This window comes from Streptomyces sp. NPDC004629, from assembly GCF_042873595.1.
Taxonomy (GTDB): domain Bacteria; phylum Actinomycetota; class Actinomycetes; order Streptomycetales; family Streptomycetaceae; genus Streptomyces.
This window is the reverse complement of the sequence record NZ_JBIALO010000007.1, coordinates 54,743-74,868: the sequence shown is the minus strand read 5'-3', so window position 1 is coordinate 74,868 and position 20,126 is coordinate 54,743. Positions and strand designations below refer to the sequence as shown.

Annotated in this window: 20 protein-coding genes and 1 pseudogene; 9 read left to right on the top strand and 12 right to left on the bottom strand. The window is 72.8% G+C overall.

Annotation, left to right across the window (positions count from 1 at the left end):
- Nucleotides 1-60: 60 nt before the first annotated feature.
- Nucleotides 61-438 carry a helix-turn-helix domain-containing protein gene (locus ACFYTE_RS12455; protein ID WP_388708545.1) on the top strand — a complete coding sequence of 126 codons (378 nt, stop codon included), beginning with the start codon at nucleotides 61-63 and terminating at the stop codon, nucleotides 436-438.
- Nucleotides 439-532: 94 nt separating this feature from the next.
- A complete protein-coding gene (locus tag ACFYTE_RS12450) occupies nucleotides 533-1,015 on the top strand; it encodes a VOC family protein (protein WP_388708543.1) in 483 nt (160 codons plus the stop codon).
- A 133-nt stretch (nucleotides 1,016-1,148) separates the two neighbouring features.
- Here the strand turns inward: ACFYTE_RS12450 and ACFYTE_RS12445 are convergent, their stop codons facing one another.
- Nucleotides 1,149-2,156 carry a zinc-binding alcohol dehydrogenase family protein gene (locus tag ACFYTE_RS12445; protein WP_388709109.1) on the bottom strand — a complete coding sequence of 336 codons (1,008 nt, stop codon included), beginning with the start codon at nucleotides 2,154-2,156 and terminating at the stop codon, nucleotides 1,149-1,151.
- Nucleotides 2,157-2,342: 186 nt separating this feature from the next.
- Here ACFYTE_RS12445 and ACFYTE_RS12440 point away from each other — a divergent pair, with 186 nt between their 5' ends.
- The 3 genes from ACFYTE_RS12440 (at nucleotide 2,343) to ACFYTE_RS12430 (ending at nucleotide 4,907) form a co-directional block, all read left to right on the top strand.
- Nucleotides 2,343-3,032, top strand: a complete 690-nt coding sequence (locus ACFYTE_RS12440; protein ID WP_388708540.1) for a ribonuclease H — start codon at nucleotides 2,343-2,345, stop codon at nucleotides 3,030-3,032.
- Between the two features lie 356 nt (nucleotides 3,033-3,388).
- Nucleotides 3,389-4,372 (top strand): aldo/keto reductase, encoded by a 984-nt coding sequence (locus tag ACFYTE_RS12435; RefSeq protein ID WP_388708537.1) that lies wholly within the window; start codon nucleotides 3,389-3,391, stop codon nucleotides 4,370-4,372.
- A gap of 46 nt (nucleotides 4,373-4,418) precedes the next feature.
- Entirely contained in the window at nucleotides 4,419-4,907 is a 489-nt protein-coding gene (locus tag ACFYTE_RS12430) for a DUF6328 family protein (RefSeq protein WP_388708535.1), read from the top strand.
- Between the two features lie 22 nt (nucleotides 4,908-4,929).
- On the opposite strand, the gene ACFYTE_RS12425 is transcribed toward ACFYTE_RS12430, so the two are convergent.
- The 6 genes from ACFYTE_RS12425 to ACFYTE_RS12400 all read right to left on the bottom strand — a co-directional run bounded on the left by ACFYTE_RS12425 (nucleotide 4,930) and on the right by ACFYTE_RS12400 (nucleotide 11,974).
- The gene (locus tag ACFYTE_RS12425) at nucleotides 4,930-5,355 is read right to left on the bottom strand and encodes an SsgA family sporulation/cell division regulator (protein ID WP_388708532.1); all 426 of its coding nucleotides are present in this window, start codon (nucleotides 5,353-5,355) and stop codon (nucleotides 4,930-4,932) included.
- Nucleotides 5,356-5,506: 151 nt separating this feature from the next.
- Nucleotides 5,507-7,096: a serine/threonine protein kinase gene (locus ACFYTE_RS12420; RefSeq protein WP_388708529.1), complete on the bottom strand. Its 1,590-nt coding sequence runs from the start codon at nucleotides 7,094-7,096 to the stop codon at nucleotides 5,507-5,509.
- A gap of 199 nt (nucleotides 7,097-7,295) precedes the next feature.
- Entirely contained in the window at nucleotides 7,296-8,255 is a 960-nt protein-coding gene (locus tag ACFYTE_RS12415) for a threonine/serine dehydratase (RefSeq protein ID WP_388708527.1), read from the bottom strand.
- A 150-nt stretch (nucleotides 8,256-8,405) separates the two neighbouring features.
- Nucleotides 8,406-9,080, bottom strand: coding sequence for an AIM24 family protein (locus tag ACFYTE_RS12410; RefSeq protein WP_388708525.1), 675 nt, complete (start codon nucleotides 9,078-9,080; stop codon nucleotides 8,406-8,408).
- Between the two features lie 65 nt (nucleotides 9,081-9,145).
- Nucleotides 9,146-10,666, bottom strand: coding sequence for a CAP domain-containing protein (locus tag ACFYTE_RS12405; RefSeq protein ID WP_388708523.1), 1,521 nt, complete (start codon nucleotides 10,664-10,666; stop codon nucleotides 9,146-9,148).
- 87 nt (nucleotides 10,667-10,753) lie between these two features.
- On the bottom strand, nucleotides 10,754-11,974 hold the full coding sequence (locus ACFYTE_RS12400; RefSeq protein WP_388708520.1) for a serine hydrolase domain-containing protein: 1,221 nt from the start codon (nucleotides 11,972-11,974) through the stop codon (nucleotides 10,754-10,756).
- Between the two features lie 781 nt (nucleotides 11,975-12,755).
- Here ACFYTE_RS12400 and ACFYTE_RS12395 point away from each other — a divergent pair.
- The gene (locus ACFYTE_RS12395; protein ID WP_388708518.1) at nucleotides 12,756-13,046 is read left to right on the top strand and encodes a hypothetical protein; all 291 of its coding nucleotides are present in this window, start codon (nucleotides 12,756-12,758) and stop codon (nucleotides 13,044-13,046) included.
- Between the two features lie 63 nt (nucleotides 13,047-13,109).
- Here ACFYTE_RS12395 and ACFYTE_RS12390 read toward each other — a convergent pair whose 3' ends face one another.
- From ACFYTE_RS12390 to ACFYTE_RS12380, 3 genes are read right to left on the bottom strand one after another with little or no spacing between them, the layout of a single operon-like run.
- Nucleotides 13,110-13,457, bottom strand: coding sequence for a UBP-type zinc finger domain-containing protein (locus tag ACFYTE_RS12390; protein ID WP_388708516.1), 348 nt, complete (start codon nucleotides 13,455-13,457; stop codon nucleotides 13,110-13,112).
- On the bottom strand, nucleotides 13,454-14,914 hold the full coding sequence (locus ACFYTE_RS12385; RefSeq protein WP_388708514.1) for an ATP-binding protein: 1,461 nt from the start codon (nucleotides 14,912-14,914) through the stop codon (nucleotides 13,454-13,456). The genes ACFYTE_RS12390 and ACFYTE_RS12385 overlap by 4 nt, the downstream gene beginning before the upstream one ends.
- Nucleotides 14,911-16,584 carry an FAD-dependent oxidoreductase gene (locus ACFYTE_RS12380; RefSeq protein WP_388708511.1) on the bottom strand — a complete coding sequence of 558 codons (1,674 nt, stop codon included), beginning with the start codon at nucleotides 16,582-16,584 and terminating at the stop codon, nucleotides 14,911-14,913. Before ACFYTE_RS12380 ends, ACFYTE_RS12385 begins: the two co-directional genes overlap by 4 nt.
- Nucleotides 16,585-16,613: 29 nt before the next feature.
- Between ACFYTE_RS12380 and ACFYTE_RS12375 the strand changes: the two genes are divergently transcribed.
- Complete coding sequence (locus ACFYTE_RS12375; RefSeq protein ID WP_388708508.1) at nucleotides 16,614-17,141, top strand: recombinase family protein; 528 nt, start codon at nucleotides 16,614-16,616, stop codon at nucleotides 17,139-17,141.
- 207 nt (nucleotides 17,142-17,348) lie between these two features.
- A complete protein-coding gene (locus tag ACFYTE_RS12370; RefSeq protein WP_388708506.1) occupies nucleotides 17,349-17,513 on the top strand; it encodes a hypothetical protein in 165 nt (54 codons plus the stop codon).
- Nucleotides 17,514-17,800: 287 nt separating this feature from the next.
- On the opposite strand, the gene ACFYTE_RS12365 is transcribed toward ACFYTE_RS12370, so the two are convergent.
- Complete coding sequence (locus ACFYTE_RS12365) at nucleotides 17,801-18,385, bottom strand: tyrosine-type recombinase/integrase (RefSeq protein ID WP_388708504.1); 585 nt, start codon at nucleotides 18,383-18,385, stop codon at nucleotides 17,801-17,803.
- Nucleotides 18,386-18,416: 31 nt separating this feature from the next.
- A complete protein-coding gene (locus ACFYTE_RS12360) occupies nucleotides 18,417-18,647 on the bottom strand; it encodes a hypothetical protein (protein ID WP_388708501.1) in 231 nt (76 codons plus the stop codon).
- A gap of 185 nt (nucleotides 18,648-18,832) precedes the next feature.
- Here ACFYTE_RS12360 and ACFYTE_RS12355 point away from each other — a divergent pair.
- Nucleotides 18,833-20,010 (top strand): annotated as a pseudogene (locus ACFYTE_RS12355) (IS3 family transposase).
- Nucleotides 20,011-20,126 lie beyond the last annotated feature (116 nt).

The following is a 20,126-nucleotide window of genomic DNA, read 5'->3' as shown; positions in this document are numbered from 1 at the left end:
TCCACCCAGGGCACAACACCGGGCCCCTTCCCGGCCTCCCGGGAACTCTAGGCTGATCGGATGAGCAGCCACACGCCGAACGATGCCCGAGTCGTGCCCCTGCGTCCCCGGGCCGACCGCCCCGACACCCCGGCCCCCGCGCCCGGCGAACCCCTGTGGCGCGACCTGGTCGGGGACGTCCTGCGCCGTGAGCGCCAGGCGCAGGAGCGCACGCTGAAGGACGTCGCCGACACGGCCCGGATCTCCCTGCCGTACCTCTCCGAGGTCGAACGCGGACGCAAGGAGGCATCCTCCGAGGTCCTCGCGGCGGCGGCCCGGGCGCTCGGGCTGGGCCTCGGTGACCTGCTGTCCCGGGCCCACAGCGAGCTGGCCCGGCAGACCGCCGCGGCCCGCCGCCCGTCCGCCGCGCCCACCCGGGGGCTGTGCCTGGCCGCCTGACGCTCCGCGGGACGTGCCGGATCGCGGGCCGATGAGTTTCGTGGCGTGGGACGGTCGGTATGGGTGACCGTGTTCCACGTCCCAGGAGGTACCCATGACCGCCGACGGATTCACCACCTGTCTCTGGTTCGACGGGCAGGCCGAGGAGGCCGCCCACCACTACGTGTCGATCTTCAAGAACTCCAGCATCGGCCGGATCGGCCGCTACAACGAGGCCGGTCCCGGCCCGGCCGGCTCCGTCGTCACCGTCGAGTTCACCGCCAACGGCCAGAAGTTCGTCGCGCTGAACGGCGGCCCGGAGTTCGTCTTCAACGAGTCGATCTCCTTCCAGGTCCTCTGCGCGGACCAGGAGGAGGTCGACCACTACTGGGCGAAACTCACCGAGCACGGCGGCACGGCAGGGCCCTGCGGCTGGCTCAAGGACAGGTTCGGCGTCTCCTGGCAGGTGGTCCCGGACGGGCTCGTCGAGATGCTCAACGACGCCGACCCGGAGAAGGCGCTCCGCACCACCCGGGCCATGTACGCGATGAGCAAGCTCGACATCGCCGAGCTGAGGAAGGCGCACGCCGGCGAGTGACCCGCCCGGACCCGTGCCCGGTCCGGGCGCCCTGCGCCGACGTCCGTCGGCGGCGCGGGACGCCGGGGGAGCGGACCGGGCACGACCTGCCCGGCCGCGGTCCGGACCCGGTGGTCGTGGCCGGCGCTCGGGTTCAGGAGAAGTCGTTGACCAGGACCGCCGCACCGTCGAAGCGGCCGGCCTTGAGGTCCCTGAGCGCCTGCGGGGCCCGCGAGAGCGGATAGGGGTGGGTCGTCGCGTGGACTGCGTGCCGCGCGGCCAGGTCCAGGAACTCCCGGCCGTCCGCACGGGTGTTGGAGGTGACGCTGCGCAGCTCCTTCTCGTAGAACAGGTCGGTCTCGTAGTGCAGCGCCGGCACATCGCTGAGGTGGATGCCCGCGACGGACAGCACACCGCCCCGGTCGAGCGCCCGCAGGGCGACCGGCACCAGATCGCCCACCGGGGCGAACAGGACGGCGGAGTCCAGCGGCTCGGGCGGCGCCTCGTACGCGTCGCGCGCCGAGGCGGCACCCAGGTCCAGGGCGAGCCGCCGGGACTGCGCGCCGCGGGTCAGGACGTGCACCGTGGCGCCCTGGGCGAGCGCCACCTGCGCGCACAGATGCGCGCTGCCCCCGAAGCCGTACAGGCCGAGCCGGCCGGCCGGCGGCAGCGCGGCCCTGCGCAGCGCGCGGTAGCCGATGATCCCGGCGCACAGCAGCGGCGCCAGCACCACGTCCGCGACGGCCTCCGGCAGCCGGTAGGCGAACGCGGCCGGCACGGTCGTGTACTCGGCGTACCCGCCGTCCGCGTCCCAGCCGGTGTACTCGGACCGCGGGCACAGGTTCTCCGCGCCCCGCCGGCAGTAGGCGCAGGTGCCGTCGGTGCGCCGCAGCCAGGCCACACCCACCCGGTCGCCCACGGTGAAGCCCTCGACGGCCGCGCCCGCCCCGGCCACCTCCCCGACCACCTCGTGCCCGGGTGTCACCCCGGGCCGGTGCACCGGCAGGTCCCCCTCGGTGACATGCAGGTCGGTGCGGCACACCCCGCAGGCACGCACCCGCACCAGCAGTTCGTCGTCCCCGGGGACCGGCACCGGCCGGGTCACGAGGTGGAGGGGTTCCCCCTCCACCGGCCCCGGAGCGGTCACCGACCACGCCCGCATCGTGCCTGCCGCCGTCGAGTCCGTCATGCCGTGCCCCGTCCCGTCGCAGCCCGCCCGCCGCTTCCAGTCTCGGGCAGGCAGGCCGGTTCGGCGCGCGAGCCGCCGCCGGGACGGCTCCGCGGTCACTTCGGCCCGGTCACCGCCCTCCGCGACCGGCCCCGCACGGACGGCCCGCGCGGCCATGGCATGATCGTGCCCATGCGTGAACGTGTGGTGGCCGCGTGCGACGGGGCGTGCAAGGGGAACCCCGGCCCGGCCGGCTGGGCCTGGGTGGTGTCCGACGAGGCGGAGGCGCCGGCCCGCTGGGCGGCGGGACCGCTCGGCAGGGCCACCAACAACGTCGCCGAACTGACCGCCCTGGAACGCCTGCTGGCCGCGACCGATCCCGGCGTCCCGCTTGAGGTCCGGATGGACTCGCAGTACGCGATGAAGGCCGTCACCACCTGGCTGCCCGGCTGGAAACGCAACGGCTGGCGTACGGCGGCCGGCAAGCCCGTCGCCAACCAGGACCTGGTGGTGCGCATCGACGGGCTGCTGGAAGGCCGCACGGTCGATTTCCGCTACGTCCCCGCCCATCAGGTCGACGGCGACCCGCTGAACGACTTCGCCGACCGGGCGGCCAGCCAGGCGGCCCTGGCCCAGGAGCCGGCGGGCAGCGCCCTCGGCTCGCCCCAGCCGCCGCCGTCGCCCGACACCCCGTCCGCGGCCCCCCGGCGCAAGGCGCCCCGCCGGTCCGGCGGCGGATCCTCCGCCCGCACCATCAAGGCCAAGTTCGCCGGCCGCTGCGTGTGCGGCCGCCCCTACGCGGCCGGCGAGCCCATCGCCAAGAACCCCCAGGGCTGGGGCCACCCGGAGTGCCGCACCACCGAGGCCTGACCGGCCGCGGCCCGCGGCGGCGCACCACCGAGGCCCGACCGGCCGCGCGCTGCACACGCACCGCGCGGCGGCTACGGCGACGTGCCGCGCGCCGCCGTCCGCGCCCGGTGACCGCCGGGCCGGCCGGCTCACCGGCCCCGACGCGGGCCCGGACGGCGAACGCGCCCTCGCCGCGCTCGTCGGTCGGTGTCATGTACGGCATCGCCCGCGACCCACACCCCGCACCGCCGGTCACGATCCCAACGGGCCCGTCGCGCAGGCCCGGTCGGGTCCCGAGGACCGGTCCGGGCCGGCCCGTGGTGCGCCGCGGAGCGGGCCGTTCCGTGCGGGTCGGCGGCGGATGACAGACTGACCGTATGGACGAACGCGTAATCGGCAGGTCGGGGCAGCGGGCATCGGTCGTCGGCCTCGGCACATGGCAGCTGGGCGCCGACTGGGGCGACGTGGACGACAAGGAGGCCCGCGCCGTGCTGGAGGCGGCGGCCGAATCGGGAGTGACCTTCTTCGACACGGCCGACGTCTACGGCGACGGACGCAGCGAGCAGACCATCGCCGGCTTCCTGCGCGGCAGGCCGGACCTGCGGGTGCTGGTGGCCACGAAGATGGGCCGCCGCGTCGACCAGATCCCGCAGAACTACGTTCTGGACAACTTCCGCGCGTGGAACGACCGTTCGCGGCGCAACCTCGAAGTCGACCGCATCGACCTGGTGCAACTGCACTGCCCGCCGACGCCCGTGTACTCCTCGGACGAGGTTTTCGACGCGCTGGACACCCTGGTCGCCGAGGAGCGGATCGCCGCGTACGGCGTCAGCGTGGAGACCTGCGCCGAGGCACTGACCGCGATCGCCCGGCCGAACGTGGCGAGCGTGCAGATCATCCTCAACCCGCTGCGCATGAAGCCGTTGCGCCAGGTGCTCCCCGCCGCCCGGGAGGCGGGCGTCGGCATCATCGCGCGGGTGCCGCTGGCCTCCGGCCTGCTGTCCGGCAAGTACACCAAGGACACGGTCTTCGCCGCCAACGACCACCGCACGTTCAACCGGCACGGCGAAGCCTTCGACCAGGGTGAGACGTTCTCCGGCGTCGACTACGACACCGGCGTCGAGGCCGCCGGTGAGTTCGCCGCCCTCGCCCCCGAGGGATACACACCGGCCCAGCTCGCCCTGCGCTGGATCGTCGAACAGCCGGGCGTGACCACCGTGATCCCGGGCGCCCGCACGCCCGACCAGGCCCGTGCCAACGCGGCCGCCGCCGGACTGCCGCCCCTGTCCGCGCAGACCCTCGCGGCGATCGGGGCCCTGTACGAGCGCCGGATCAAGGCCCGGGTGGAGGACCGCTGGTAGGTGCCTCCGCCGTTTGAACGACCGGTGGTGCGGTTACCCGCACCGCATGACGCAGGCGGGTGGCCGGACGGGGCGGGACGAGAGCGCGGAGGAACGGGCCGACCGGATGTGGGGCGACCTCATCCAGGAGGTCCGCGTCGCCCAGACGGGTGTGCAGATCCTGTTCGGCTTCCTGCTCACCGTCGTCTTCAGCGGCAAGTACGACCACTTGGCCCACGCCGACCGGGTCATCTACACGGTGACCGTCGTGCTCGGCGCCTGCGCCACCGGCGCCCTGATCGGACCGGTCTCGCTGCACCGCATCGTCTCGGGGCGACGCGTGAAACCCCGGGCGGTCGACTGGGCGTCCCGGCTCACCTTCGTCGGCCTGTTCCTGCTGCTGGCCACCATGTCCGCCTCGCTGCTGCTGATCCTCCGGGTGGCCACGAAGCACCACCCCGCCGTGGTGTGGCTGGTGGCCGCGGTGGTGGCCTGGTACGTCCTGTGCTGGTACCTGGTACCGCTGTGGGTGCGCCGCCGCCACACCTCGCGCTGAGCCCGCATATGAGGCGCGCCGCTCAGCCCGCGGCGAGGATCTCGGCCACGACATCGTCGACCGGCACCTCCTCCCGCCCCGGCGGCACGACCTCGCGGGTCTCCCGCAGGAACGCGGCGACGGCGGGCGCCCATGCGAACACCACCGCGTGGTGCCGGCCGCCGTCGGGCCTGACGTCGCCGAGGAGGTCGATGCGCAGTTCCTGCCACATCCCGGTGGAGACCGGGCGCAGCCGCACGTCGCCCATGCCCACCGGCCCACGCAGGCCGTCGGCCAGCATCTCGCGGTCCAGCCGCCAGCGGGCGAGGACATGGCCGTCGTGTGCGAACACCGCCGTGACGGCGAACGGATCACCGGCGTCGTAGGTCAGATGGGCGAGCACGGGGAAGCGGTCCGTGCCGCCCGCCCGGAGTTGCACCACCAGGGTCTTGTGCACACGGGATGCCACCTCAGCACCTCCCAGGACGGTCGACGTAGTGCCTTCTAGTACCCCTGTGGAGCGCAAGTTGCTCAGTCGGGTGCCGGAATTTCCCGCGCCCCGCATCCCGCGCAACTCGCCTCGCCGGCCTCCGGCGTTCACGCGGTCCGGTGAGGGCGGCTCAGTCCTTCGGCGCGCGGAACGTGCGCAGGAACGTGGTGAGGGCGGACCGGCTGTCGGCGGCGTCCCAGGCGCCGGCCGCGGTCGTGAAGCGCAGCGAGTAGCCGTGGTGGCCGCCGAGCAGGAAACCCCGGCCGAAGGTGCGCACCCGGTCGCTTCCGGTACCCGAGAGCCATTCCATGTCGGCGGCCTCGTACCCCTGGTACGTGCTCGCCCTGATGGCGCCGATCCGCCGGAAGCCACCGATCCGCTCCAGGCCGGGCTGCACGTCGTCCCGCCAGACGGCGACCGGGTCCGGGCCGAGCCGCCGGCTGTAGGTGACGGCCAGGGTGCGCGGGTCGGATCCGCCCGGTCCGTAGGTGACGCGGTAGGAGAGGTCGCTGCCGCGTGTGGTGCGCAGCCGCTTCCAGCCGTCGGGCAGGGCCACGGTGAAGCCCTCCGGGGCGGTGTGGCCGCGGTAGCCGTTCGGCAGGACGCCCGGCCCGGGGCGGGCGGGCGCGGTGGCGGAGGCGGTCGGGGCGGTGGTGGCCGCGGGAGAGGAGCCGGTGGGGCGGGCTGCGGGGGAGGAGCCGGTGGGGGTGGCCGCGGCGGACGTCTCGGGCGGCGGGGCGGCGGCGGAGGGCTCGGTCGCGGGCAGGCCCCGGGTCGCGTACAGGACGGCCCCGGACACGGTGACGACGGCCAGCGCGGTCCCCGCGGCCAGGGCCCGTCCGCTCCGTCCCCGGCGGACGCGCGGCCGGGACCCGGGACCGGTCGGCGCACCGTCCCCCGTGTCCTCGGCGAGCACGCGGGTCAGGGCCTCGCGGACCTCGGTCCGCGGCAGCCGCTCCCATGACTCCTTGCGCAGCAGCCCCTGCACCGCCGACGTCAGCGGGCCCGCGCGCAGCGGCGTGCGCAGCGGCAGCCGGTCCACACCCCCGAGCGTGGCCTCGGGCCCGCCCCGGTCACGGAACGGCGGCCGGCCCTCGGTCATGGTGTAGAGGATGGCGCCGAGCGCCCACAGGTCGGCGGCCGGGCCGATCCGCTGGTCGCGGGCCTGCTCGGGGGAGGCATACGACGGTGCGGTGACCCGGGGGACGAGGGTGGTGCCCGCCCAGCCGAACCCCGTGACCACGACCGGGCCCTCGTCCCGGACGAAGACCTGGCCGGGGCTGAGTTCGCCGTGGGTGACGCCCTCGCCGTGCGCGGCCTCCAGTACGTCGAGCAGTTCGAGGCCGATCCGGGCGGCCCGCGGGTAGGGAAGCGCGCCCTGCCGGGCGAGGAGTTCGTCCAGGGGTGTGCCGTCGATCCACTCGGCGACCGTCCACAGCGCGCCCGCCTCCTCGACCGCGTCGACGACCGCGGCGACCCGGCCGGGCCGCAGTCGCGCCATGACCCCGCAGGTGCGCAGCAGCCGGGCGGCGGTCCGCCGCCCGGTCTCCGGCGTCCCGTCCGCCGGCAGCTCCACCCGGGTCACCAGGCGGGGCCGGCCCGTCCCGACGTCCTCGGCGTACCAGCAGACGCGGTTGGTCCCGCGCTGGACGACCTCCAGGAGCCGGTACCGTCCGGCCACCCACTCGTGCGCGCGGACGTGTGTCTTGGCCATGGCCATCCCTCGCTGAACCCCTGCGCGGTCTTTCCCAGGAGTACGCGGGGCGCGACGCCCAGTGTTCAACGCGGCCGCAACTCGGGGGCGATTCCCGCCGTTTGTTCAACCCGTCGGCGTGGCCCGCGCGTTCCGGTCGAACGGGCGGTTTCCGCGGGCTGTCCCACAGGTGAAGGCGGCGGGTATCGCGGCGCCGGGCCGCCCGTCAGCGCAGCCCGAACCGCTCCGCCAGGCCCATGAGTTCCCCGGGCGTCGCATTGCCCCCGCACACCACCAGTCCGAGCCGCGCGCCGTCGCCCGCCCGCTCCCGTACCCGACGGGCCGCGGGCAGCAGGCAGCCGGCGGCCGGCTCGGCCCACACCTTGGCGTGCTCGGCGAGGTCGAGACAGCCCCGCACGGCCTCCCGGTCGGACACCACCAGGACCTCCTCGACCAACGCGCTGACATGGTCGTAGGTCAGCCGCGACACGGACGGGGCGCTCAGCGTGGTGACCACCGAGGACAGCGTGACCGGCACCGGCCCGCCCGCGGCCAGCGCCTCGGACATGGCCTGGGCGCCCTCCGTCTCCACACCCCACACCCGCACGTCAGGCCGGCGGGCGCGCAGCGCCGCGGCCACCCCGGCGATCAGCCCGCCGCCGCCGATGCTGACGATCACGTCGGTCAGCTCGTCGGCGTCGTCCGCGAACTCCAGCCCGACCGTGCCCTGCGCGGCGATCACGAGGGGGTCGTCGAACGGGTGGACCAGGGTAAGACCTTCGTCCCGCAACTCCTTCACCAGCGTGAACGCGCTGTCCATGCCGTCGGTCAGCCGGACTGTCGCCCCGGCCTCCCGTGCGATCCCGATCGAACGCGCGGGCGCGGTCCGAGGCATGACGACCGTCGCCTTCACATCGAGGGCGGCGGCCATCACCGCGAGGGCGACGCCATGGTTGCCGCCGCTGACCGCGACCACCCCGGCCGCGCGCTCGGCCTCGCTCAGCGACAGCAGTTTCGCCGTGGCACCGCGCGCCTTGAAGGAGCCGGTGCGCTGGAGCAGTTCGAGCTTCGCGGTGACCGGGGCGCCGAGCAGCGCGGACAGGCCGGGACTCGGCACGGTCGGGGTGCGTACGACGTGAGGGGCGATGGTGTGCGCCGCGGCTTCGATGTCCGGGATGCCGATCAAGGCTGTCACCCTTTCCGGCGCGGTGGAGGGCGGGGGAAACCGCGCCGATGGGCACCTTCACCCGGGGGCGCCGGGCAGGTCAACTCCCTTCGAACGGATCAAGACCGCCCGGGGCCGGCGCGGGCCGCGCGGCCCGCGCCGGCGGGCGCGTCAGTGCTGTGCCTTCTGCGGGGTCGCCTCGCTCGGACGCACCACGACATACCCCTCGCCCTGGAGCAGCAGTTGCACCGCCTCGCCGGAACCGCCGCGCAGCATCGAGCCGACGGACTGCGAGCGGTGCAGCGAGGTCTGAAGCCGCGCGGTCCAGCCGACCACCGCGTCCGTGTCCACGTACACCGGGTACTGCGGGGCGACCGGGATGACCAGCGGGGTGCCCTCGCAGACCAGGCCGAGCCGGCCCTGCCCGCTGAAGACGCTGTTGAACAGGCCGCCCCCGGTCATGCCGGCACCCTTGACGGTCTTGATCTCGTAGGAGAGCGAGGCGTCGAAGCACAGCACGTTGCGGCCGTTGACGGTGAACTGGTCGCCGGGCTCGACCTCGACGACGAAGCAGTTCTGCGCCTCGTGCGCGAACCACGCCTCGCCCTGCCCGCGCACCGTCATCAGGGGCAGTCCCTCCCCGGTGACCGCGCGCTTGAGCATGCCGCCCACGCCCTGGCCCTTGCGTTCGAACTGGAGGCCGCCGCGGTACGCGATCATCGCCCCCTGGCGGGCGAGCATCTCGCCGTCTACCGCGTACTTGATGCACTTGGCGTTCTCGACGGACATGCCGGGCTCGACGGCCGGGCGCACCATGTGCTCACTGGAAAAGAGATCACCCTTCATGGGGGCATGGTGTCCCGGAGCGCTCCGTTCCGCCAAGATCACGCAGTGTGGTCGTACGGTCGCGCTCAGGCACCGAAGAGCTGCGTCCAGTACGTGCCCGTCCGGCCGCCCCCGACGAAGCCGACGCCGATGTGGGTGAAGTCCGGCTTCAGGATGTTGGCGCGGTGGCCCGGACTGTTCATCCAGCCCTCCACCACCTCGGCGGCGGAGCGCTGACCGCAGGCGATGTTCTCGCCGATCGTGCGCCGCCGGGAGCCCGCGGCGGCGGCCCGGTCCCACGGCTGCGTGCCCTCGGGCGAGGTGTGGGAGTAGAAGTCGCGGGCCACCATGTCCGCGCTGTGCGCCTGCGCGGCGGCCGTGAGCCGCGGATCCACGGCCAGGGGCGCGAGCCGCGCCCGACCCCGCTCGCGGTTGGTCAGCTCGACCACGTCCGCGCGGGTGCGCGCCAGGTTCTCAGGGGTGAGGGGCCTGGCCCACACCGCCGTCCAGTAGGTGTCGCCCGTGCGGGGGCCGATGGCGTACGCGAGTCCGGCGTGGGTGAGGGCCGGGTCCTGGAGAGTGCGCCGGGCCTGCTCGGTGCGCAGGCAGTAGGCGACGAACTCGGCGGGGGTGCGCGGTCCCGAGACCAGGTGCTCGCCGACCGTCGCGTACGCGAATCCGGTCGCGGTGATCCGCTGGTGGAGCGAGGTGCCGTCCCGGCTGTCGGTGGCGAGGCGGCCCGCCTCGGCCATCGTGACCGCATGGGCGCGCGCGGCGGCGGTCAGCCGGGCGTCGAGGACCACGGGCGGCGCACCTGCCCGGGCGCGGGCGGGGTTGACGAGGGCGAGACAGCCCTCCGGATCGGGCGCGGACGAGACGGCGAGGCCGGGCGCGCCGGGGGCGGTGAGGCCGGCGCCGGGGGTGGCGCGGCCGGAGGCGGGTGCGGCGGAGGTGGTGAGGCCGGCGGGTGCGGCGGTGAGGCCGGAGGCGGGTGCGGCGGAAATGGTGAGGCCGCTGGGTGTGGCGGTGGGGCCGGAGGCGGGTGCGCCGGGGGCGGTGAGGCCGGCGGGTGCGGCGGAGGTGGTGAGGTCGCTGGGTGCGGCGGCCGGGGCAGCCGGCGCCGGGGCATCGTCGCTCACCTCCACCCCGAAGTCCCGGGCGAGCCCGGCCAGTCCGTCGGCGTACCCCTGCCCGATCGCCCGGAGTTTCCAGACCGCGCCCCGGCGGTACAGCTCGGCGAGCAGCAGCACCGTCTCGGGCCCGGGGCGCGGCGGTTCGAACCGGGCGAGGGGACGGCCCTGTCGGTCGCTGACCCGCAGGGCGGCGGCGGGCAGCCGGCCGAGGGGCGTGCCGGGCTCGGCGGCGCTGACGGCCACGGTGACCCGGACCGCCCCCGCACGCAGCCGGGCCGGTTCCACGCTCAGCGTGTCGCCGCGCAGCCGGACGCCCGGGGCGTCCGGCTGGTTGTAGAACACGAAGTCGGCGTCGCCGCCGACCTTTCCGCTCGCACCGGTGACGAGGGCGGACACGTCGAAGGGGCCGGGCACCCGCAGGGTCAGCATGCCGTCCGGCAGGGGCAGATTGCCCCCGGGTACCAGCTCGCTCATCGCGCCGCCCAGGAGAAGTGGAGGATCGGGCCCGGTGGGTCCCTGTGGACAACGCCCGGGCGGCGCACGAGGGTTCCCGCGGGTCGCTCAGTGACGCACCACCGAGGGAGCGACGTCCTCGGCGCGTTCGAAGACCGCCTTGGCCCGCTTCGGATTCGACTGCTTTCCACAGAACGCCGACTCCAGCGTGCCCGCCATCGTGTTGAGCACCGTGGTGTTGTTCGAGGTGTTGGCGAGCGCCGTCACGCTGCGCCGGCCGTCCTTGCTGGTGAAGGCGTAGGTGTAGTAGCCCTGGACGACGCCCGTGTGGCCGTAGACCGAGACGCCGCAGGACAGGTCGCGGCGGCGCAGCCCCAGACCGTACGCCGTCGTGCTGTTCACCTTTGTGAAGCGTTCCATCTCCGCGAGCGCGGCGGACGAGAGCAGCTTGCCGCCGGCGAGCGCCGACAGGAAGGTGTTGAGGTCCCGGGGGCTGGAGATGATGGCCCCCGCGCTCTGCGCCCAGGAGGCGGTCTGCTCGGTCGAGTCGACCAGGGCGGCCCCGGCCCTGTCGGGGGTGAGGTAGCCGCGGGCGTAACGGCCCGGGATCTTCACGTCGGGGTGCACGTAGGAGGTGTCGTTCAGCTTCAGCGGCTTGAAGATGCGCTTCTCGTACGCGGAGCGCACCGAGTGCCCGGTGAGCTTCTCGATCAGCATCCCGGCCACCACGAAGTTGGTGTTCGAGTAGGAGTAGGCGGCGCCCGGGGCGTTGGTGCGCGGCTGCTTCAGGGAGAGGTTCACCAACTGGCGGTAGGTGTAGACCTTGTGGCGCACCGCCTCGAAGCCGGAGACGGTCTTCGCGAACAGGTCGTTGGTGTAGTCGTACAGGCCGCTGCGGTGGCTCAGCAGGTGCCGCACCGTGATCCGGTCGTCGGGCAGCAGGCCGGGCAGGTAGCGGTTGACGGACGCGTCGAGGCTGAGCTTGCGCTCGTCCATCAGTTGCAGCAGCACGACGGCCGAGAAGGTCTTGGTGACGCTGCCGACACGGAAGCGGTCGGTGACGTCGATGGCCCGCTGGGTGCCCCGGTCGGCGAAGCCCCGCGCCGCCGTGTACAAGGCTCCGCTGTCGTCGATCCGGGCCATGGCGCCGGGGGCGCCCTGCGTCACCGCCGAGCGCAGCACCTCGCGCAGCGCCGCGGTGTCCGGGGCCGGCAGCGCGGCCGTGGCCTCGGCGCGGGCCTGGCCGGGCACGGCCTGTGCGGGCACGCCGAGCAGCGACAGCGTCACCGCTCCGAGTACCGCGCCCCTGCCCACGGTTGCTGAGATCATCCGATCTCCACTCCCATCTGTGACGGTTCGGCGTTGAATCGCCCGGGTTCGGGCCGCCCGGGTTCGGGCGAGGCCACCTTCTCGCGGGCCGTCACTGCAATGCGGCTGACACACAGTCGGCCGGCCGCCGTTCACCCGGTGGCGCGGCAGCCCACCGGGTGCCGGGTCGCCGGGACGGCCGAAGACCGCGTCGGCTGCCCCGCCGCCGTCACCGCCGAACGGTCCCCGCTCGGCTTCACCGGCAACGCGGTTGTCCGCGACCTGGGGAACCACGAGGATCCCGGTACGCACCGTGACCGGATCACCGAGGCGCTGCCCGCCCACGGTTTCCGGCTGTTCACCGTCACCCCCGCGGCGGCGCGCTCACCACGACCGGCTACGAGGCCGAGTCGGCCGCCGACACCCTCGCCGGCAACGCCTCCGTCGCCGGCTGCGCCGCCTGCTCCGGCGGCGAGAAGGCCGGCGACCTCTGCCTCGGCGGCACGCTCCGCTTCAAGGACGTCGTCGACCGGCCCGGTATCTGCCTGGTGCGGATCGCCTGCATCAGCGGCGACGCCCGCTCCGTCGAGCTACGCGCGGGCTCCGGCGGCGCCGGTCGGCACACGTTCTGCTCCCTCGGCGACCGGGGCACCGTCGAGACCGTCAGCGCGCCCGTGAGGCTGAAGGCCGACGCCAACTCCCGTACCTTCGACAGTGGTTCGGGCTACGCGTCGGACATCGACCGCATCGACGTCCCCGGAAACCCACGTCGACCCCCCGCCGCACCCCCTCGGTGCCCGCCATGACCCAGCCTCGGAGCAGACGCGGCTTCCTCGCCCTCGCCGCCGCGACCGGAACCCTCGCCTCCCCGCCCGCCTGCACCGCCCACGCGGCCCCCGAGCAGCCCGCCCGGCCCGCCGACGCCCCGGTCACGGGCGTGTGGTTCGGCGCCCGTCTCCCCAACGGGCTGCGCCAAGGGGTGACGGTCACCGCGTACGGAGACGGCGGCCGGGTGAGCGTACGCGGCACCCACGTCGACTTCGCCGACTGCCGCGACCTCACCATGTTTCGGCCGCGGGTGCATTGTGGCTGATCGCGCCACCGGGCGGAGCCGCAAGTCGGCACCGCCCGGTGTCCGGTTGTGCGTGGTGACGGGTCAGCGGAGGCTCTGGGCCCAGTTGGCGGGGACTCGGCCGGCTGGGCCGGGGACCGGCTGGTCGGCCGGGTGGGCGGTCGGCGGCGCCAGTTCGGGGCCGGTCTCGTACAACTCGTTCGTGGCGTAGTTCCAGAACCATTCCTCGCCCGGCTCGAAACTGCGGATCACCGGGTGGCCGGTGGCCGCGTAGTGGGCGGTGGCGTGCCGGGAGGGCGAGTCGTCGCAGCAGCCGATGTGCCCGCACACCGCGCAGCGCCGCAGGTGGAACCACCACCCGCCGGTCTCGTCGCACTCCACGCAGCCGGTGCCGCTCGGCGGGACGGCGGGGTCGATGGCGGCGTCGGTCATGCTGACTCCTCGGGGGTCTCGGCGGGGGTCTCCGCGGTCAGCGGGAGCAGCACCTGGAAGCGGGTGTCGCCGGGCACCGACTCCACCCGGAGGGTGCCGTGATGCTTGTTGACGACGATCCGCCAGGAGATGTCCAGGCCGAGCCCGGTACCCTCGCCGACCGGCTTGGTCGTGAAGAACGGGTCGAAGATACGGTCGCGGATCTCCGGCGCCACACCGGACCCGGTGTCGCGGAACTCGACCAGCATCCGCTCGTGGTCCGGCGCCGTGCGGACCGTCAGCCTGCCTTCGCCGCCCGCGCTGTTGATGGCCGCGACCGCGTTGTCGATCAGATTGGTCCACACCTGGTTCAGCTCCGCCGGGTAGGCCGGCACCGGCGGCAGCGTCCGGTCGTACTCCTTGACGACCTCGATCCGCGGGCCGATCTTGCCGGACAGCATCAGCAGCGTGCTGTCGAGGAGTTCGTGCACGTCCACCACCCGGTAGGGCGCCCGGTCCAGTTGCGAGTACTGCTTGGCCGCGTCGACCAGGTGCGAGATGCGGGTGGTGGAGTCCTCGATCTCGTTCATCAACAGCTCGGTCTCGACGGTGTAGTTGAGCCAGCCGACCGCATTGGGCAGGATCTCCTCGCCGACCGCGGCCCCGACCTGCTCCAGCCAGTCGACGTCGAGCCCCGCCTGCACGAAGGTGGGCGCGAGCTGCCAGCCGTTGTCGATGCCGTGGTCGTCGAGCCAGTCGGTGAGGGCGTCCTCCCGGTCGGTGGCCTCCAGCGGGCTGAGCGCGGGCGCCTTGGCGACCCGTTCGGCGGTGCGTTCCTGGATCTCCACCAGGTCCGCCAACACCTCACGGGAGAACGGGCCTTCGGCGATCACGGCCAGCTTGTGCCGCATCTTCGCCACCCGCTCGCGCAGGGTCGCGGTGGCCCGCACGGCGGCGGCCGCCGGGTTGTTCAGCTCATGTGTGAGACCCGCGGACAACGAGCCGAGTGCCAGCAGCCGTTCACGCTGTCCGACGGCCGCCTGTGTGTTCTTCGAACCGAAGAACAGCCCCTCCAGCAGATGCACCGCCATCGGGAACCACTCGCCCATGATGCTCGCGAACGTGTCGGCGGGCAGCACGAAGAACCGCGTCGGCTCGGTGACGCGCATCGAGTTGTTGTACACCTGCCGCACCCGGTCGCCCAGATAGGCCTGCATGGCGCCCCCGTACACCCCGCGCTGCGAGGTCCGGGTGACCTCGATGTCGTCGCCGGCCACCCGGCGGGACAGCACGACGGTGCCCTCGATCATGACGTAGAAACAGGTGGCGGGCTCGCCCTCGGTGTACACCGGGCCGGGCTCGAACAGCTCCACCCGCCCCTCGCGGCACAACCGGCCCAGCTGTTCCTGATCCAGCTTCTCGAACAGGAACAGCGAACCGATCTCCTTGGGACTGCACGGCATCGCACGACCGCTCATGACTGCTCCAGATACCGGTGGACGAGCATCACGGCCATGGCTCCCTCGCCGACGGCCGACGCGACACGCTTGGCGGACTCGGCGCGGGCGTCGCCCGCCACGAACACGCCGGGAACGCTGGTCTCCAGGTGGTACGGCGGCCGGTCCAGCTCCCAGCCCGCCGGGGGCCGGCCCTCGGCCGTCAGGTCCGGCCCGGCCAGGATGAACCCGCGCCCGTCGCGCAGCACCGTGCCGTCCAGCCAGTCGGTGAGCGGGGCCGCGCCGATGAACACGAACATCCACTGGGCGTCGACGCATTCGGTCTCACCGGTCACCGAGTCGCGCAGCGTCAGCTGCTCCAGACGGTCCGTGCCGTGCGCGGTATCGACGACGGTGTGGGGGCGCACGAAGATGTTCGGCGCCTCGTTGATCTGCTGGATCAGGTAGTACGACATGGACGCCGACAGATCCGGGCCGCGCACCAGCAGCGTCACCGACTTGGCGCCCCGGGCCAGATACATCGCCGCCTGGCCCGCCGAGTTGGCGCCGCCGACGATGTACACGTCCTGCCCCTGGCAGGAGGCGGCCTCGGTCAGCGCGGAGCCGTAGAACACGCCGCAGCCGGTCAGGCCCTCGCAGCCGTCGGCGGCCAGCTGCCGGTACTGCACCCCGGTCGCCAGGATCACGCTGTGCGCCGCCACCGCGGAGCCGTCCGCGAACCGCACCACCCGGGCCGCCCCGTTGACCTCCAGGCCGGTCACCTCACGCGCGGTGAGGATCTCGGCACCGAACTTGGCGGCCTGCCGCCGGGCCCGGTCGGTGAGCTGCGCGCCGGAGACGCCGTCCGGGAAACCCAGGTAGTTCTCGATCCGGGAACTCTGCCCGGCCTGCCCGCCGGTCGCCGACCGCTCCACCAGCACCGTCCGCAGCCCCTCCGAGGCCCCGTACACGGCCGCGCCGAGCCCGGCAGGGCCGCCGCCGATGACGACCAGGTCGTAGAAGTCGGCCGTCGGTGTCGTCGCGAGGCCCACCTTCGCGGCCAGCTCGGGCGCCTCCGGCTCGACCAGCACCGCCCCGTCCGGCGTGATCACCAGCGGGAGCCGCTGACCGTCCTGCCCGGCCGCGGCCAGCAGCCGCCCGCCCTCCGGCTCGTCGACCGAGTACCAGCGGTACGGCACCTGGTTGCGGGCCAGGAACTCCCGTACGTCCGAGGACCGGGCCGACCAGCGGTGGCCCACGACCTTGGTGCTGGGCACGGGACGGTGGTCGCTGGCGCGCCACGCCTCCAGCAGGTCGTCCAGCACCGGGTAGAGCTTCTCCTCCGGCGGGTCCCACGGCTTGAGCAGATAGTGGTCGAGGTCCACGACGTTGATCGCGTCGATCGCCGCGTTCGTGTCCGCGTACGCCGTCAGCAGCACCCGCCGGGCGACCGGGTACACGTCGAGGGCCTGTTCCAGGAATTCGATGCCGTTCATCTGCGGCATCCGGTAGTCGGCCAGGATCACGGCGACGAGATCGCCGCGCAGCTTCAGCTCGCGCAGCGCGTCCAGCGCGGACTCGCCGGACTCCGCGCGCACGATCCGGTACGACTGGCCGTAGCGGCGCCGCAGGTCCCGGGCGACGGCACGGGACACACCCGGGTCGTCGTCCACGGTCAGAATTACACCTACGGTTGATTGTGAAGGAGACATAACGCGACCGTAAGGGACGGGGAGGGGCCATGGCCACGGGAGCCGTGACAAGGGCAGCACGCGAGTACCTGCGTGTGTCCAAGGGCAAGGGCAAGACCGCGCGCAGCATCACTGACCAGCACCGCGACAACATCGCTACCGAAGCCGACCACGGCCCGTGGGCGTGGGGCGAGCCGTACAGGGACACCGGCTCGGCCTCCAAGTTCGCGACCAAGGTGCGCGACGACTTCGAGAAGCTGCTGGCCGACCTGACGTCCGGCGCCTTTGGCGAACCCGGCGACGTGCTCGTGCTGTGGGAGGTGTCCAGGATCGCCCGTGAGACCGGCCGGGGCGTGGCCCTGGTCGACGCGGCGGAGGCGGGCGGATACCTGATCCACGTGACCAGCCTGGACCGCACCTTCAACCCCCGCAACTACGGTGACCGGCACTCCTTGATCAGTGGCATCAACGACGCGGAGAAGGAGGCCCGGCTCCTGTCGGTGCGTACGCTGCGTGGTGTGAACTCCGCAGTCGGCGAGGGCCGCCCCCACCAGGACGACGCTGTCGGTCCTCCCTGACAGGATCAGCGCCATGCTCATAACCCCCCGACCTGGCGGGCTGACCGGAAATACATCCGCCGCCTACTCGCAGAGATCCACACCAGCGCCCTCAACCTCCGGCTTCCAGAGGCGAACGCTTACAAGCGCCTCCTGCGGTACCTCAACCGGGCCACGGACACGGCGAGTGTCCTGCGCACCCAGGTCAGCGCCAAGGACATCGACACTGTGGTTTTCACCAGCCGCTACCAGGTTCTGCTCGCCAGCTGCGGGACGCTTGCCGGCACGGCCCAGGGACGACTCGTCAACGGCCTGGTGGACCTCGAAATCACTGAACGCTTCCAGGCGTTTGAGGAGGCCCAGGCGGGTGCGTGCTGCCGGAACTCGGTCTGAGTGCGGCCGAGCAGCTGGATCCACTCCTGTGTGCTACAGCCCCAAAAGGTCCGGCCGGTCTCGGCGCTGTGTGTCAGCAGCACGGCGATCACGTCAAGCATGGCGCGTCGGCGGTGCGGGGTGGGAGGTGAGTCCAGCGCGGCGTTGACCGCCTCCACCGGTTTCAGCAGTCGGTGGATCTTTCGCCAGCCGGGGGCGGACGGGTCCTGGTACTGCAGTCGGCGCACATTGCGTACCCCCAGTTCGTGCACGGCCTCCGCCTCGCGGGCCGGACCGCGATGGTGGTGTCATAGCGACGCGGGGCGATCGGCCAGGACCAGCATCCGTCTTCGTCCCTTGCGGCGAGAGCCGGCAGCGACGGCCAGGTCCCGGCCGGACAGATGGATGTACTGGAGGGTGGAGCCGGTGTGGCGGTGGCCGGCGAAGGTGGCGATCGCGTGCAACTCCCATCCCATCCGGGCCAGATCGGTCAGACACAGGTGCCGGGTGGTGTGCGTGGAGAAGCGCGGGACACCGGCCGTCACGGCGATCTGGCGTACCACCTTCGACCATGTCCACAGGCTCAGCGGCTGTGCGTAGTTGCGGCGCGACTCCGACAGGAACAGCGGCCCTCGCGCCCGGCTGACGGTGGCCCGGTGGGCGAGGTAGGCCGACATCAGCACGCCGGTCGACGCCGAGCAGGGCACCACCGGCTCCAGCCGATTCTTCGTCGTCTCCGCCCGTATCCGCAGCGTGCGGTGGGCTGGATCCAGATCATCGGTCCGTAGCGAGCACAGCTCCTCGCGCCGCAGCGCGCGGCGTCGTAGGCCAGCGCGAGCATCACACGGTTGCGGACCGGCTCCTGCCGGGCCACCTCCAGAATGCGCAGCCACTCCTGTTCGCCAGGGATCCACGGCAGCTTCGTCAGCCGCGCACCAGGCCGCGCTGCAGGCCGTGCCGCCGTCGCTGTGGTACCGCCTGCGGCCCGAGTGCCTGCCGCAGTGCCGTGGTCAGCCGGGGCCGGGCGGTACGGGCCCGCACCACGAGCACCAGCAGTCCGGCCGCGGTGCCCGCGGCCACGCCCGCGCCCAGCCACCACGACGGCGTTCCCGTCTCTCCGGCCAGCAGAGGCGGTAACGCACCGGCTGCCAGCACATCCAGGGCGGGAAACGGCTGCTCGTTGATCAGGAACGTGAGGAAGAAGCTCAGAGTGAAGGAGTCGTGCGCCGCGGTCGCGGCGGGCGCAGCGCGAGAAGGGTCATGAGCGCGACGGGGGTTAGCCCTTGATCGGGGACACCCTGATCATTGGATCGTGAGGATCCGAAGAACAGGAGTTCCCGTTGGGGACGTCGAAGTACTCGCCTGAGTTCCAGGCTGATGCCGTCGCGCTGTACCACGCCGGCCCGGGTGGGACGTACGCGTCGGTGGCCAAGGACCTGGGCGTCAACCACGAGACGCTCCGCACCTGGGTGCGGGACGCCGAGCAGGCCGCCCGGCCCGGCGCCGGCGAGGCCGGCGCGATGGAGAAGGAGAACCGGCAGCTGCGGGCGCGAGTGAAGGAACTCGAGTTCGAGCGGGAGATCCTGCGGAGGGCCGCGAAGTATTCTGCGGCGGAGACCAGCTGGTGAGCAGCCGCTTCCAGATCGTTGACGATCATCGTGGCGCCTTCGGCGTCAAGCGGCTGTGCCGGATCCTGGCCGTCTCGCGGTCCGGGTTCTACCGGTGGATCGCCGGCGCGGACGCGCGGGCCGGGCGGGTCCGGGCGGATGCCGGCCTCGCCGAGCAGATCACCGCCATCCACGCCGAGTCCGACGGGACTTACGGCGCCCCGCGGGTCACCGCCGAGCTTCGCGACGCCGGAGTACGCGTCAATCACAAACGCGTCGCACGGGTCATGCGTGCGCGAGGCATCGTCGGCTTCCACCTGCGCAAGAAGGTCCGCACCACCATCCCCGAGCCCTCTGCGACACCGGTTCCCGACCTGCTACGGCGCGACTTCACCGCGAAGACGCCGAACACGAAGTACGTGGGCGACATAACGTATCTCCCCATCGGGAACGGCAAATTCCTTTACCTGGCAACGGTGTTGGACCTGCGCTCGAAACGCCTGGCGGGCTGGTCGATCGCCGACCACATGCGCACCGGGCTGGTCACCGACGCGCTCAAGGCTGCGGCGGCGGCCCGGGGCGCCGACGGCCTGCGCGGAGCAACCTTCCACAGCGACAACGGGGCGCAATAAGCCTCGAAGGAGTTCGCCCAGGTCTGCGCCGGCCTCGGCGTGGTCAGATCGCGCGGCGCGGTGGGCACGAGCGCGGACGACGCCGCCGAGTCGTTCAACGCGACCCTGAAACGCGAGACGCTTCAGGGAGGGAAACGCTGGTCAGAAGCCCGAGCAGCCCGCCTCGCGGTCTTCCGACGGGCCACCCGCTACAACACCAGAAGGAGGCACTCCAGCATCGGCCAGATCAGCCCGAACGCCTTCGAACAACGATCAGTTACTCTGACCACTGCCGCATAACAACCGGTGTCCACGATCCTGGGTCAAGCCCCTGCGGACTGTGACCGTGGTCCGTGGACAGTTGCCGCCGCGGTTCACAGGCTCGGACTGCCCGGCCGTCGTAGACGACCAGACAA